Source organism: Pleurocapsa sp. PCC 7327, assembly GCF_000317025.1.
In the GTDB taxonomy this organism is placed as follows: domain Bacteria; phylum Cyanobacteriota; class Cyanobacteriia; order Cyanobacteriales; family Microcystaceae; genus Hydrococcus.
The window spans coordinates 3,416,634-3,430,523 of record NC_019689.1 but is presented as its reverse complement, the minus strand read 5'-3'; the positions used below and the strand labels follow the sequence as shown (position 1 = coordinate 3,430,523).

Sequence of the window (13,890 nt, the reverse complement as noted above, 5' to 3'; positions counted from 1 at the left end):
GTACGCCCTGACAGAAATTATACCGTTTGCGGCTGACCTTGCGGCTGGAATTGGAACAGAGAATAGACGACGTTCCGGCGAATATCGATCATCATCTCTAGGAACATCTCATAGCCTTCCTGTTTGTACTCGATTAGGGGGTCTTTTTGTCCGTACCCACGCAATCCGATCGACTCGCGCAAGGCGTCCATTGCTTGTAAATGTTCGCGCCAGAGGGTATCGATTTGCTGCAAGATAAAGAAACGCTCCGCTTCGCGCATCAGTCCCGGACGAACTTTATCTACTTGGTCTTCCTTGATATCGTAGGCTTTGCGAACTTCTTCGTGCAGGAAGTTTTTGATCTCGCTGACGCTCATGTCAGCAATATCGGAAACCTCGACATCTTCCAAAAGATAGACAAACTCCTTGGCTTTATTTACCAGACCTTCTAAGTCCCATTCTTCGGGAGGAAGTTCGGGATTGACGTAAGCATCGACGATCTCGTCCATCGTCTTCTCGGCGTACTGGAGAACCTGTTCTTTGAGATCCAGTCCTTCCAACACTCGACGACGTTCGGCGTAAATTGCCCGACGCTGATTGTTCATTACCTCGTCGTACTCGAATACCTGTTTGCGGATGTCGTAGTAGTAGGTTTCTACTTTTTTCTGCGCCCCTTCCAGCGATCCGGTGAGCATCTTGGATTCGATGGGCATGTCTTCTTCGACTCGCAAGGCGGTCATCAAACCGGCAACGCGATCGCCGCCAAAGATCCTCAGCAAGTTGTCTTCCAAACTCAGGAAGAACCGCGTCGAACCGGGGTCGCCTTGTCGCGCCGCCCGACCTCTTAATTGGTTGTCGATGCGGCGAGATTCGTGGCGTTCGGTTCCGATTACGTGCAGTCCTCCCAGTTCTACGACTTCGTCATGTTCTCTACTGGTATACTCTTCGTATTCTCGGCGAATGAGTTTGTACGCTTCCCGCAGTTTTTGAATGACGGGATCGTCGACGGGAGCGTTTTCTGCCGCGATCGCTACTTTTTCTTCAGCTTCCAGTTCCGTTAAACTCTGCTCTCCGTATTGGTCTACTGCAAACTTCACCACATCTTTGAGCAGCTTTTGGGTATCTTTAGATAGCTCGGTGGGAAAAATTTGAGGCGATGCCTTCCAAGTTTTGACTTTCTTGCCGGGAGCAAAGCCTTGAGGGCGGTTGCGCCCGCCGACTCCGGGAACGCTAACCCCCAGGGCATCGTCGTCTTCCGGTCGGACAATCTTGGGCATTAAATATTCTCGGATCTTCAATCGCGCCATGTAGTCTGCGTTACCGCCCAAGATAATATCGGTACCTCGACCTGCCATGTTGGTAGCGATGGTGACAGCGCCTTTGCGTCCAGCTTGTGCTACAATTTCCGATTCCCGTTCCACGTTTTCAGGGCGAGCATTGAGCAGGTTGTGAGGAATTTTCTTTTCTTGGAGTAAGCGAGAGAGCAATTCTGATTTTTCGACGCTGGTCGTTCCCACCAACACCGGACGACCTATTTTGTGCATTTCTTCACATTCTTCTGCTACGGCTATCCACTTGCCCCGCTCGTTTTTGTAGACCACATCTGGCATATCGTAGCGTCTAGAAGGTCGGTTAGTCGGAATAACCGTCACCTGTAGATTATAGACCTTTTCCAATTCGGTTTCTTCGGTCTTGGCAGTACCTGTCATCCCCGACAGTTTGGGATAGAGCAGGAAGAAGTTCTGATAGGTAATGGTTGCCAGGGTTTGAGTTTCCGGTTGAATCTCTACCCTTTCTTTAGCTTCGATCGCCTGGTGCAAGCCGTCGCTCCAACGTCGCCCTGGCAATACCCGTCCGGTGAATTCATCCACAATGACTACTTCTCCATTGCGGACGATATAGTTTACGTCTTTGATAAAGAGTTCTTTGGCCTTAATGGCGTTGAAAATGTAATGCGCCCAGGGGTTATTTTGATCGTATAAGTCTTGAACTCCCAATAGTTGCTCGGCTTTTTCAAAACCCTCATCAGTCATGAGAATATTGCGGGCTTTTTCATCGACTTCGTAATCGCCCGGTTGACTTTCATCGACTTGTTTGACCAGTTGTTGGGCGATTTCTGCCGCCTTGAGATATTTTTCCGTCGGGCGTTCTATCTGTCCGGAGATAATCAATGGCGTTCGGGCTTCGTCGATGAGAATCGAGTCTACTTCGTCGATGATGCAGTAGTTGAAGGGACGCTGCACCACTTCTGACATTGACGGCGCCATATTGTCTCGCAGGTAGTCAAAGCCTAGTTCGCTGTTGGTGGTGTAGGTAATATCGCAGGCGTAGTTTCTCTTTTTCTCTTCTGGATTCATTCCCGCTTGGATCAAGCCTACGCTCAGCCCCAGAAAACGATGGACTTGTCCCATCCATTCAGCATCGCGGCGAGCGAGGTAGTCGTTAACCGTAACGATGTGTACGCCCTTCCCCGTCAAGCCGTTGAGATAGGCAGGAAGGGTTGCTACTAGGGTTTTCCCTTCCCCGGTTTTCATCTCGGCAATTTGCCCTTGATGCAGGACGATACCCCCAAGTAATTGCACGTCGAAGTGACGCATTCCCAAAACGCGAACGGCAGCTTCTCGAACTACGGCAAAGGCTTCGGGGAGGATCTCGTCTAAGATGTCTTCTAGTTCGCGATCGCTTCTGGCTTTTTCTAGTTTTTGCTTAAACTCTGCCGTTTTCTGCTTGAGTTCTTCGTCAGAAAGCTTTTTAATGTCTTCTTCGAGAAGGTTAATGTCAGTAACCAGCGGCTGAAGTTTTTTGATCTTACGTGCGTTGGGGTCGCCTAATAAACTTTTTAATAGCATGGCAGTTTCTTATCGGGATGTCAGACCAATTAGCAATTGGCAAGTAGCAATTCACAATTACAATCGGCGAGCTGCTCGTCACCGCTCTCGACCACTGAATCTTTGATTTCCGTGGGGACATATACCCTCTTGATGGGTGAATAGTCAATTGCGAATTGTGAATTGAGAATTGTTTTGGTCATTCGCGAGAATTGACCGATGACGGAGAATCAATAATTATGGTATCATTTTCTCCCTCTTTCAGGCTTTACGGAAATCCCAACCTTCTACCAAGTCATCGCCAATGATAAGTAGGGGTGCAAAGCCTTGCACCCCTGCAACAATGCTATAAATTTTTGTCTTGCCCCGTTATTCTTTCCTTGTCATTCTATTCGTCCTCAGCGAAGACATAGCGGTAAAGTTCGCTGGGATCGGGTTCTGGGCTTTCTTGTGCGAATTGAACGGCATCGTCTATGATTGCTTGAACGCGACGCTCGATCTCCTTGAGTTCTTCATGCTCGGCTAAGTTGTGCTCGAACAGATAGGCGGCAAATTTTTTAATCGGATCGCGTGCTCCCCAAAATTGTTTTTCGTCCTGCGATCGCAATTCGTCGGGATCGGCAAGGGAGTGACCTCGAAAGCGATAGGTCAACGCCTCGATTAGAGTGGGTCCTTCGCCGGCGCGGGCGCGGGCAATGGCTTCTTGAGCGACGCTGCGAACTGCCAAAACGTCCATTCCATCGACTTCTACTCCCGGCATTTGGAAGACGCTAGCTTTCTTATAAATTTCCGGTTGAGAGGTGGCGCGATCGTGCGCCATCCCAATTGCCCATTTATTATTCTCGACAACGTAGATAATCGGGAGTTTCCAAAGGGCAGCCATATTCAAACATTCAAAAAACTGACCGTTATTGCTTGCCCCATCGCCAAAGAAACAGACAGTGACGAGATCGGCACTCTCATCTCCCATCACTTCTCGTCTATACTTCGATTGAAAGGCAGCGCCCGTCGCCACGGGAATGCCTTCGGCGACAAACGCATAGCCGCCTAAGAGTCGGTGTTGGGCAGAGAACAGGTGCATCGAGCCGCCGCGACCTTTGCTACAGCCAGTTTCTTTGCCAAACAACTCAGCCATGACCTCTCTGGCCGGAACTCCGCAACTAAGCGCGTGGACGTGATCGCGGTAGGTACTGCAAACATAATCTCGATCGCGGCGCAAAGCTCTGATAATTCCGGTCGAGATGGCTTCCTGTCCGTTGTAGAGGTGGACAAAACCAAACATTTTGCCCCGATAGTACATCTCAGCACATTTGTCTTCAAAAAAGCGTCCGAGAATCATGTCCTCATAAAGAAGCAATCCTTCTTCTTTAGTAATCCGGACTGAAGCCGTATTAAATTCGGGTAGAATGCGTTCGGAAACCATAAAGCCTAAATCTTTAAATTCAGTTAGCAGTTAGCGATTGCGATGTTTTTCTAGAATAGAAAGCCTAAAAAATCAAGTAAAGTAAATTCGCAACATTTTACCATGAACTTTATCATACTTTTTCGGATACGGCATCTAGTCCGAAGAATGAATCTATGTACTGCCCCAGAAACTTAGTCTTTGACTGAATCCGACCCAGTTTTGGGATAACAGCGGTTTAAGATTAGATGGGTTTTGTTGCGATCGGCGGAGCCTTGCTGCCAATAAGATATAAATTTTTAAAGATTTTTTTACCAATCCCAAGTGTTTGAGCTAAAATTTTGCCAGATATTCTGAAATATCCTAAAGCTTGTCGGCTACAGAGACCAAGAAGGAGTAAAATTTTTGTGCAAATTAAATTTTTGATAACTCCGACCTGAGGAAACTAACCGTGCGAATTCCGCTCGACTACTACAGAATTTTGGGAATACCGGTTCGGGTAACGGACGAGCTATTGAATCAAGCTTACCGCGACCGTAACTTGCAGTTGCCGACAAGATGGGAATATAGCGGCATCGCGATCGCTGCTCGCAAACAATTGCTAGAGATGGCATATCAAGTTCTCTGCGATTCCCAAAAACGAGCTGAATACGAGGAAAATTTTCTAGAGAAAGAGAAAACCAACTCAGAAAAAGCGGAAGAAAAAGCACCAGCGCAACAAAATAACGAGTCATCTGTAAATGAGACGGACGAATCGCAAAAAAGTGTCCCCGAACGCCCCGCCTTCTCGATTGAAATTGCCCCAGAGCAATTTGTTGGAGCGCTACTAATCCTTCAAGACCTGGGAGAATACGAGCAAGTTCTCAATTTGGGCTATCCTTTTCTCAACAACCCCCAACAAGTCAGTCCCGACCCGGAAGACCCAAAGACACTACAGGCAGTTAAGAGCGATATCATCCTAACCTTAGCTTTAGCCTACTGGGAGTTGGGTAGAGAGCATTGGCAGCGAGGAGAATACGAAACAGCAGCGGAATTGGGAAGCAAAGGGCTTGAACTGCTAGAGAAAGAACACCTTTTCCCAAGCGTATGGGCAGAAATTCGCACGGAGCTGTATAAGTTAAGACCCTATCGGATTTTAGAGTTACTAGCCCTTGAAGAAGAGAGAAAAGCAGAGAGAAACAAAGGGTTGAAGCTACTCAAAGACATGCTGCAAGAGCGCGGCGGGATTGACGGCAAAGGCGACGATCGCTCTGGGTTAGGAATCGATGACTGTCTGCGCTTTATCCAGCAAATCAGAATTTATTTAACCGCCCAAGAACAGCAAGACTTGTTTGAAGCGGAAGCTCAACGCCCTTCAACCGTCGGCAAATATCTCGCTATTTATGCCTTAATCGGGAGAGGATTTGCCGAAAAAAAACCCGCTCTAATCGTTCGGGCTAAAGACCTTCTCTGTGAGTTAAGCGAGCGGCAAGACGTTTATCTAGAGCAAGCCATGTGCGCCCTGCTGCTAGGTCAAACAGAAGAGGCGAGTCGAGCGCTAGAAGGCAGCAAGGAAGAAGAACCGCTAGCCTTCATTCGCGATCGCTCCCAAGGAGAACCCGATCTATTGCGAGGTTTATGCGTCTATGGAGAACGTTGGCTGCAAACCGAAGTCTTTTCCCATTTTCGAGACCTAGCAAATCAGACAGCCTCTATCAAGCAATACTTTGCCGATAAAGAGGTACAAGAATACCTAGAGCAGTTACCAACTAGCTCTGGCGAACAAGAGCAGCCCTCACCAGTCAATCCTCAACACGCAATAGGAGAAACAATGGCGAAAAATCAAGCTGGAAGACAACAGAACTTCCAGGAAAGAAGAACGAGAACCTCCAGATCGGCGCTCAGCCGCTCTCGATATTATGGAGAAACGAAGACGCTCGCTGCAACCTCTGGCGGGCGAACGACTGCCGTGTTAGCAGCCAACCCCCGTACCTATGAAAGAGGTACGGTAAATTTCAGCGGCTATGCAGAAGAGCCGCCAGAACTCTCTAGAGAGCAATTGGTCGTGACGGGTTATCGCCAGCCAACCCTAGAGCCACCTTCTCACCGCAGAAGACGATCGAGTCCTCCAAAAAAACGCGATCCAGAACGACAACGCCCGTCCTTTCGTTCTCCGCGACGTAGAAATCGCTCTCGGTCGTCTTCTCGGAGGCAGCGCTTGCTGTTGGGAGCGGCGGCGGTTGTATTCGGGGTAGGAGCTTTTGGCTTGGTGAATAAGTGGTTTGAAGCGAGCAGTTCTCCTCTAAATGCTCTCAAAGGAGAACAATTATCGATCGCGCTCAATCGACCTCCAATCGCGATTCCGCCAGCAGACGCACAGGTGGTTATCCCCCCAGAAGTTCTAACCCAGCAGGGAGCCGAGCAAGTTATCCAAACTTGGTTAACGGTTAAATCTCAAGCAATGGGGAGCCAGCACCAGGTAGAGAAATTGGACGAGATTTTAACGGGAACTTTGCTATCTCAGTGGCGCGATCGCGTGGCAAAACTAAAAGGAAGTAACAATTACTGGCACTATCAACACCAGATGCAAGTCCGCTCCCTCAAAACCGACACGCAAAACCCCGATCGCGCTACGGTAGAGGCATCGGTTAGAGAAATTGCCAACTACTATCAAAACGGACAGTTGAATCGCGGACAATCCGACGATTACAGCATACGGGTTCGTTATGAATTGGTTCGCCAACAAGGTCGCTGGCTGATTCAAAGTAGCCAAGTTCTTAGATAGACAAGAAAATCGCTAGAAAAGCTAGGGAGCGAGACTTATCCGCTCGCGTACTGGGGTATGGGAAGGTCGCTCGCTTCAAAACTGGGAATGAAACCAAGCAGTTAAAGCGACAGCCAAAGCATCGGCAGCATCGTCGGGTTGAGGAATGACGGCTAAATTCAACTCTCGCGCCACAGCAGCCTGAACTTCGGACTTTTTGGCATTACCATGCCCGGTGAGAGCTTGTTTGACTTGAGCGGGAGTAAATTCTACATAGGGAATCTTTTCTATGGCCAGGGCTAGCAACAATACGCCTCGTGCCTGAGCAACGGCGATCGTATTGTTCATGCGGTAAAAAAATAGTTTTTCGATCGCGACTAAATCGGGACGACTTTCTTTGAGGAGCGTGCGTAAATCTTCATAGATGGTTGCCAGACGCTCTCCATCCGGGGTGGCAGCAGGAGTCTCGATCGCCCCGAACTCCAGTAATCGAACGGGTTCGGGGGAGGGTTGCCACGGTCGAATCTGTCGATTCCTAACGGCAATCGCCCAATTGTCTGCACTCTGACATACAATTGTGCCAAATCCAACAATTGCTATTCCCGGATCGAGTCCTAAAATTCGTTTTTTCATCAAGCCGATTGTTAAAAATACTTGAGAGATTGCTTCAGAGTCAGTTAGAGTCTTTTTGACGACGGTTTTCTCGTTAGTCATCGGTTATGTCAATCGGTCTATTAAAACACGCTTTGCGCAAACTTAAGTCAGATAGGGGAAAGTTGGCTGCTGTTGGCAGACGAACCCCCAAACAATTTAACCGATGGTTCAAGTGGCTATCGCCCGGATTATTGGTCAAGCGTTGGTTGGTTATCAGCGCTATTGGTGTTGTCCTCACCGCTCTAGGATTGGCGATTTGGATCAAGCTGACTCCCATTTATCGCTTGATTGAATTTGTCTCCGCAGTCTTAGGAACCATTACCAATACCGTTCCCAGCTATGTCTCCGGACCGCTCGCCTTCGCCTTGGGACTGTTTCTCATTTTCTGGGGACAAACTCGCACGGTTGGCTCGATTACGGAAGCGCTTCAGCCCGATAGCGATCGCGAACTGGTGGATGTCCTGCTCGCCCATCGCCGCTTGAATCGAGGACCCAAAATCGTTGCTATTGGCGGCGGAACGGGGCTTTCTACTTTGCTCAGGGGTCTGAAACAGTATAGCGCCAATATTACCGCAATCGTCACTGTTGCCGATGACGGCGGCTCTTCCGGACGACTGCGACGGGAAATCGGCGTGCTGCCGCCCGGAGATATTCGCAACTGCATTGCTGCCTTGGCAGATGAGGAAAAGCTGCTCACGGAATTGTTTCAATATCGCTTTCAGGCGGGCGACGGATTGAGCGGTCATAGTTTTGGCAATTTGTTTCTGACTGCTATGACTGAGATTGCAGGAGATCTAGAAAAAGCGATCGCTGCTAGTTCCCAAGTTTTGGCAGTGCGAGGCAAGGTGTTACCCGCTACTCTCAGCGACGTGAGTCTATGGGCTGAATTGGCTGATGGGCGCTTAATTCAAGGAGAGTCTAATATTACCAAAGCTAAAGGACAGATTCGTCAAATTGGCTGTCATCCAACCGCTCCTCCAGCCTTACCCGCAGCCATTCGGGCGATCGAGGAGGCGGATTATATTATTATCGGACCAGGTAGCCTATATACTAGCGTCATTCCCAATTTGTTAGTACCGAGAATTCGAGAGGCGATCGCTAATGCTAAAGTGCCTCGCATCTACGTCTGCAATATTATGACCCAACCCGGAGAAACCGAAGGATATACCGTTGCCGAGCATATTCGAGCGATCGATCGCGTCTGCGGCAAACGAGTCTTTGATGCCGTCCTCGTCCAGCGAAAATCCCCTTCTCCTCAATCTTTGCTACGCTACGCACAGGAAAATTGCCATCCCGTTTTCTTGGATCGAGAGGAGGTTTCTAATTTAGGATGCCGCGTCGTGTTGGCTAACGTTATGGATGAAGATGAAGAAACGGGTTATGTGCGTCACGATCCCCATCGATTAGCTAGAGTCTTGTTGCGGTGGTACAGCGGCAGATAATTCGGCGTTTGCTTATTAGTGATAGCAGTTCTCTTTTGGATGAGGTACACGGCTGATAGTTTTAAGGCAGAAGGTAGTTAATCTTATCAAGACTAGAAGCACAATATGACTTTTCAGTCAGCGACAATTCTTTTGCCCGATCCCCAAACAACTCGACATTTAGGCAAAATCTTAGGAGAGTCTTTGCCTGCTGGAAGTGTCGTTTTACTGAGAGGAGATTTAGGCGCTGGGAAAACAACTTTAGTTCAAGGACTCGGAGAAGGGTTAGGCATAAAAGACACCGTACTCAGTCCTACCTTTGCTCTCATTAACGAATATACCGAGGGGCGTTTGCCGCTGTATCATTTCGATTTATACCGCTTGCAGCCAAAAGAAGTTGAGGGACTCTATTTAGATGTCTATTGGGAAGGGATAGAGGTGGTGCCAGGAATTGTAGCGATCGAGTGGGCGGAACGTCTGCCCTACCATCCTCCCAACTATCTCGACATCGAACTAAGCTTTAGGGAAGATTTTCAGCGCCAAGCCAAGTTACGGTTGGTAGGAGAATTAGACTTTGACTTGTCGAGAATGTTTGCGAAGCGATCGCTTTCGAAGCAAATAACCATTAACTGCCAACTGAATGATGAATGATAGATTCTGAATTTTTGTAACTCATCATTCATCATTCACGAGGGATGATTAATCGATCCCAAGCTGATTGCCGCGCTTGTATTGCATATAGGCAGCAAAAAATAGACCAGCCAACGTGATGAAAATTAGACCTAAAACGATTCCCAGAAGCAGGGGTTCGATCACGGTATTTCTCCTTGTATCATAGTTATGCCTGTTTGTATGTTTCTATCCTATCCGAGAATGTCGCCCAATTCTACTGCGACCTAGCAATCGGATAGTTCGGCGATCGCAGCGCCAATCATTTTTATTTCTTAATGCGATTCTGCGCGATCGCTCTCATAATCTTAAGTTATTTTTATAATATGCAAGACTTCGCCGTCAAACTGTTACATGTGTTTAATAAAAGTAGCATTTGACTCCTAAAACATTGCAAAATGTTAACAGAAGAGCGACCTGTTGAAATGACCAGTGGATAATCAGTTAGCGCAACCTAAAGTTTTGGCACAGCGATTGATTTGGGTAGCAGTAGCTTTGGCTTTGCTAGTTATCGGGATCGCTCTGGGAATACATTTCAGCAGGGTTTCCGATCCCTACGTGCTAAAAGTTTTATCCCTCGCTGGCGATCGAGATAGGGGTCACGCAATCTTTCAAATCAACTGTGCGGGATGTCATGGATTGCGAGCTGATGGTAATGTAGGACCGAGCTTGCACCACGTTCCCAAACGCAAATCTAAAGTTCGCTTGATCGAGCAAGTCATCAGCGGGAAAACCCCTCCTATGCCAAAATTTCAGCCAAGTACTCAGGAAATGGCAGATTTGCTGAGTTATTTAGAGCAACTCTAACTATTATCCTCTTACCAGCTCTTTTTTTGTAAAAGACGGTAAGAGGTATGGTTGGTGAATTTTGTCATTGATTCATAGGCCAGATTATTTTGATTTACTCGCAATCTTTTTTGCGTCTCAGTGCCGAAGTACCAACCCCAAGCGCGCCAACCGCAAGCAGACTTAATTTAGCAGTAGGTTCGGGGATCTCAACCTTATCTATTTTTACTCTCCGGTTATTCTCCAGGGCAAGCGAAATATTCGCTCCATCTTGCGAATAGGCAGTCCAGGAATTTAAGTTTGTCCGGGCAGTGAAGCGAGCAAACATTGTCCAACGTGAGTTCGACGGAAAAATCTAGGCAAAAGAAAAGCTGAGATGTAAACTCAAAATGCTTACTCTATAGACATCTCAGCTATGACAGATATTGTATCTCGTCTCGATATTACTCAAATATTTTGTGAGGTAGACGACTTCTATCAAACTTTTGAACGACATTGGCTTTCAATCCCTCTATTGACGGCTCAGAGTGGGGAACGATTGTGTCGCTCTCGTTTAAGCTTGAGTGAAGTAATGACGATTGTGATTGCTTTTCATGGCTCTGGCTATCGTACCTTCAAAGAATTTTACCTACGACAAGTTCTACCGGGCTGGCGCAAAGCTTTTCCTCATCTGGTCAGTTATACTCGTTTTGTGGAATTGATGCCTTGGTCGTTGATGCTGTTGTGCTACTTTGTACAGACCCGTCGAGGAGAAGTAACTGGCATTTCATTCATTGATTCGACCCCAATCGAGGTATGTCATCCTTGCCGTTCCAAGAGCCATCGTGTGTTTGAAGGTTTGGTGGGCTGGGGCAAAAACTCTGTCGGTTGGCACTATGGGTTTAAGCTGCACCTAATTATTAACCAACGAGGCGAGTTGCTGGCTTTTAAGTTAACCCCAGGTAATACTGACGACCGTAAGCCTGTACCTGACTTAACTCAAGATCTGATTGGTAAGTTATTTGGCGATCGCGGTTATATTTCTCAAGAGCTATTTGAGCAACTTTACCAGCGAGGACTCGAACTGATTACACGACGCAAGAAAAAGATGAAACAGCAGTTAGTGCGGTTAATCGACAAAATTTTGTTGCGTAAACGAGCCTTGATTGAAACCGTCAATGACCAACTCAAGAACATTTCTCAAATCGAGCATTCGAGACACCGAAGTGTTTGGAATTTTCTAGTCAATCTCTTAGCTGGATTGATAGCTTACACTTACCTACCCAAAAAACCTTCTCTCGATTTAGAACCCTCAGGCTTACCAGCCCTTCCTCCTGCCGTCTTTTAACCTTATCGAACTCACGTTGTCCAGTTGTCGTTGAGAGAACCAATTGCAAAGCCATCTGTTTTACCGGGTTGCCAATTTTGGGCTGTGGTAAAAGTATCGCCTCTTAAAGTCGAATTAGCGGCGTTTATAACCGTACCATTTACGAGATATGTATCGCTTGCATCGTCTCTCACCATAAACGAGGCTTTGTTAGGATCTCCCAACAAATCAAATTGCATTCGTGCATTACCACCAGTTCTATCTGAGGTAGCTGGTGAATTATGAACTGAGAAAAGGGCTAAACCATCTTTTGCCTGAACTAAAAAGAGATGCGAGCGATCGTTGACAAGTTGAATATTAGAACCACCAAACGAGGAGTTTTTGTAATTGTAGTACTGGCTAACTGTTTGTGTCGTAACAAAAGGTTTAATATACCCCAAGAGATTGTAGTTGCTGCTGTTGACAGCAGTTTCTTGTGAAACTCTATACAGGGTAACTGCCTCGGCTGCTTTAGAAAAAAGCAAACCAGCAATAGCAAAACCAGCCACAGAAATTGCTAGTCTTAGTTTGAATATCCTTTTCATTTTTTGATTTCTCCTTACTTTTTAAACTGATTATTTTGCCTTAATTCTAGTCTGCCCAGTTATTGTTATCATGTCATCCAAGAGAATCATTTTTTACCAAAAAAACATCTTTTCAAGAGAAAATATCGAGAAAATACTGAAAAGAAATCAATAAATTCGGAACGAGTCAATTATTTATGCCTTTAAAATAGTCTCGATCTCGAAGATTTACTAAAATGAAAATAGTAAGATCTTAAAGACTTTATAAATCACTGGTTATTTCTACGGAAAAATCTGTACGAAAATCAGTAAAATTACTACTTACCAATCTCACTTCCCAACTATTCTTCTATGTTTAATTTCGCGCAACCTTTATATCCACTCATTTTCGCTGCTGCTAAAAACAATCCAGAGGGGGCGCATCAGCAACTCCTCAAAACTCTAAATCGGATAGAGCGATCGCGTCATTCTGTTTGGGGAGGCTGGGTGCTGAAACAATGCGAGCAATCCTTTGTCTACAGCGAGCCGCGACTCTCACAAACCTTGTGGGGACTTAATTTTGATAATCCCGTCGGTTTGGCTCCGGGTTGCGATAAAGATGGAGTAGCGGCTGGAATCTGGAATAGTTTGGGTTTTGGGTTTGCAGAATTAGGAGCAGTAACGCTTCACCCGCAACCTGGCAATCCTCGTCCTCGCTTGTTTCGCCTGCCGTTGGATCGAGCCATCCTAAATCGCATGGGAGCGAACAATCAAGGCGCAGAAGCTATGTCAAAAACCCTGCGACAAGCTTGGCAAAGACAGCCTCGTCGCATTCCTATCGGGATTAATCTGTGTAAGTCTAAAATAACTCCATTGGAGGAGGCAGCAGAGGATTATGTGGAAAGTTTTCGCTATCTGAGAGATTGGGCTGATTATTTTGTTGCGAACGTGAGTTCTCCCAATACGCCAGGATTGCGATCGCTCCAAGCAGGAGAACAACTCGAACCCATTTTGGCAGCATTGGTTGCAGAAAATCGGGGCAGTAAGCCGCTATTAATTAAAATCTCTCCCGACTTGGATGGGGATGCGATCGCGACTATCCTAGACTTAGCGAAAGCCTATAATTTAGCTGGTATTATTGCCACCAACACCACGACTCGACGAGACGGACTTAAAACCCAAATTCTCGAAGCGACGGGGAAAGATATTAAAGACGAAGCCGGAGGAATTAGCGGCACTCCCGTGCGCCAGCGCTCTACAGAGATAATCCGCTTTATTTGGCACAAAACCCAAGGTAAACTCCCAATTATTGGGGTTGGAGGTATTTTTACCCCCGATGATGCCTGGGAAAAAATTACGGCTGGTGCGAGTCTGCTACAAGTCTATACGGGTTGGATTTATGAAGGACCTTGGATGGTACGTCGCATTCTAGAAGGATTAGTTACCAGATTAGAAGCACAAGGTTTCACGCATCTTTCGCAAGCAGTCGGTAGTGCGGAAGACTTTACCCTTTCCCCTTTCCCCCAATCCCAATGACGCATGACAAAGAACAAATGACAA

11 protein-coding genes are annotated in these 13,890 nt (G+C 46.9%); 6 read left to right on the top strand and 5 right to left on the bottom strand.

Annotated features, from left to right (window positions below):
- Positions 1–17: 17 nt before the first annotated feature.
- Positions 18–2,828: a preprotein translocase subunit SecA gene (gene secA / locus PLE7327_RS15295; protein WP_015144714.1), complete on the bottom strand. Its 2,811-nt coding sequence runs from the start codon at positions 2,826–2,828 to the stop codon at positions 18–20.
- Between the two features lie 367 nt (positions 2,829–3,195).
- Positions 3,196–4,230 (bottom strand): pyruvate dehydrogenase (acetyl-transferring) E1 component subunit alpha, encoded by a 1,035-nt coding sequence (gene pdhA / locus PLE7327_RS15290; protein WP_015144713.1) that lies wholly within the window; start codon positions 4,228–4,230, stop codon positions 3,196–3,198.
- A 430-nt stretch (positions 4,231–4,660) separates the two neighbouring features.
- Between pdhA and PLE7327_RS15285 the strand changes: the two genes are divergently transcribed.
- Positions 4,661–6,973, top strand: coding sequence for an IMS domain-containing protein (locus PLE7327_RS15285; protein WP_015144712.1), 2,313 nt, complete (start codon positions 4,661–4,663; stop codon positions 6,971–6,973).
- A gap of 75 nt (positions 6,974–7,048) precedes the next feature.
- On the opposite strand, the gene ruvC is transcribed toward PLE7327_RS15285, so the two are convergent.
- Complete coding sequence (ruvC, locus tag PLE7327_RS15280; RefSeq protein WP_015144711.1) at positions 7,049–7,666, bottom strand: crossover junction endodeoxyribonuclease RuvC; 618 nt, start codon at positions 7,664–7,666, stop codon at positions 7,049–7,051.
- Positions 7,667–7,671: 5 nt separating this feature from the next.
- Here ruvC and yvcK point away from each other — a divergent pair, with 5 nt between their 5' ends.
- Both yvcK and PLE7327_RS15270 read left to right on the top strand, forming a co-directional pair.
- On the top strand, positions 7,672–9,048 hold the full coding sequence (yvcK, locus tag PLE7327_RS15275) for a gluconeogenesis factor YvcK family protein (RefSeq protein WP_015144710.1): 1,377 nt from the start codon (positions 7,672–7,674) through the stop codon (positions 9,046–9,048).
- 105 nt (positions 9,049–9,153) lie between these two features.
- Positions 9,154–9,678, top strand: a complete 525-nt coding sequence (locus PLE7327_RS15270) for a bifunctional alanine racemase/tRNA (adenosine(37)-N6)-threonylcarbamoyltransferase complex ATPase subunit type 1 TsaE (protein ID WP_015144709.1) — start codon at positions 9,154–9,156, stop codon at positions 9,676–9,678.
- Between the two features lie 48 nt (positions 9,679–9,726).
- Here PLE7327_RS15270 and petG read toward each other — a convergent pair whose 3' ends face one another.
- Positions 9,727–9,843, bottom strand: coding sequence for a cytochrome b6-f complex subunit V (gene petG, locus PLE7327_RS15265; RefSeq protein ID WP_015144708.1), 117 nt, complete (start codon positions 9,841–9,843; stop codon positions 9,727–9,729).
- A gap of 285 nt (positions 9,844–10,128) precedes the next feature.
- Here petG and PLE7327_RS15260 point away from each other — a divergent pair, with 285 nt between their 5' ends.
- Both PLE7327_RS15260 and PLE7327_RS15250 read left to right on the top strand, forming a co-directional pair.
- Complete coding sequence (locus PLE7327_RS15260; protein ID WP_015144707.1) at positions 10,129–10,503, top strand: cytochrome c; 375 nt, start codon at positions 10,129–10,131, stop codon at positions 10,501–10,503.
- Between the two features lie 394 nt (positions 10,504–10,897).
- The gene (locus PLE7327_RS15250; protein ID WP_015143165.1) at positions 10,898–11,809 is read left to right on the top strand and encodes an IS982 family transposase; all 912 of its coding nucleotides are present in this window, start codon (positions 10,898–10,900) and stop codon (positions 11,807–11,809) included.
- Positions 11,810–11,820: 11 nt separating this feature from the next.
- On the opposite strand, the gene PLE7327_RS15245 is transcribed toward PLE7327_RS15250, so the two are convergent.
- A complete protein-coding gene (locus PLE7327_RS15245; protein ID WP_015144706.1) occupies positions 11,821–12,372 on the bottom strand; it encodes a hypothetical protein in 552 nt (183 codons plus the stop codon).
- 330 nt (positions 12,373–12,702) lie between these two features.
- Between PLE7327_RS15245 and PLE7327_RS15240 the strand changes: the two genes are divergently transcribed.
- Positions 12,703–13,866 (top strand): quinone-dependent dihydroorotate dehydrogenase, encoded by a 1,164-nt coding sequence (locus PLE7327_RS15240; RefSeq protein ID WP_015144705.1) that lies wholly within the window; start codon positions 12,703–12,705, stop codon positions 13,864–13,866.
- The last annotated feature ends 24 nt before the right edge of the window (positions 13,867–13,890 follow it).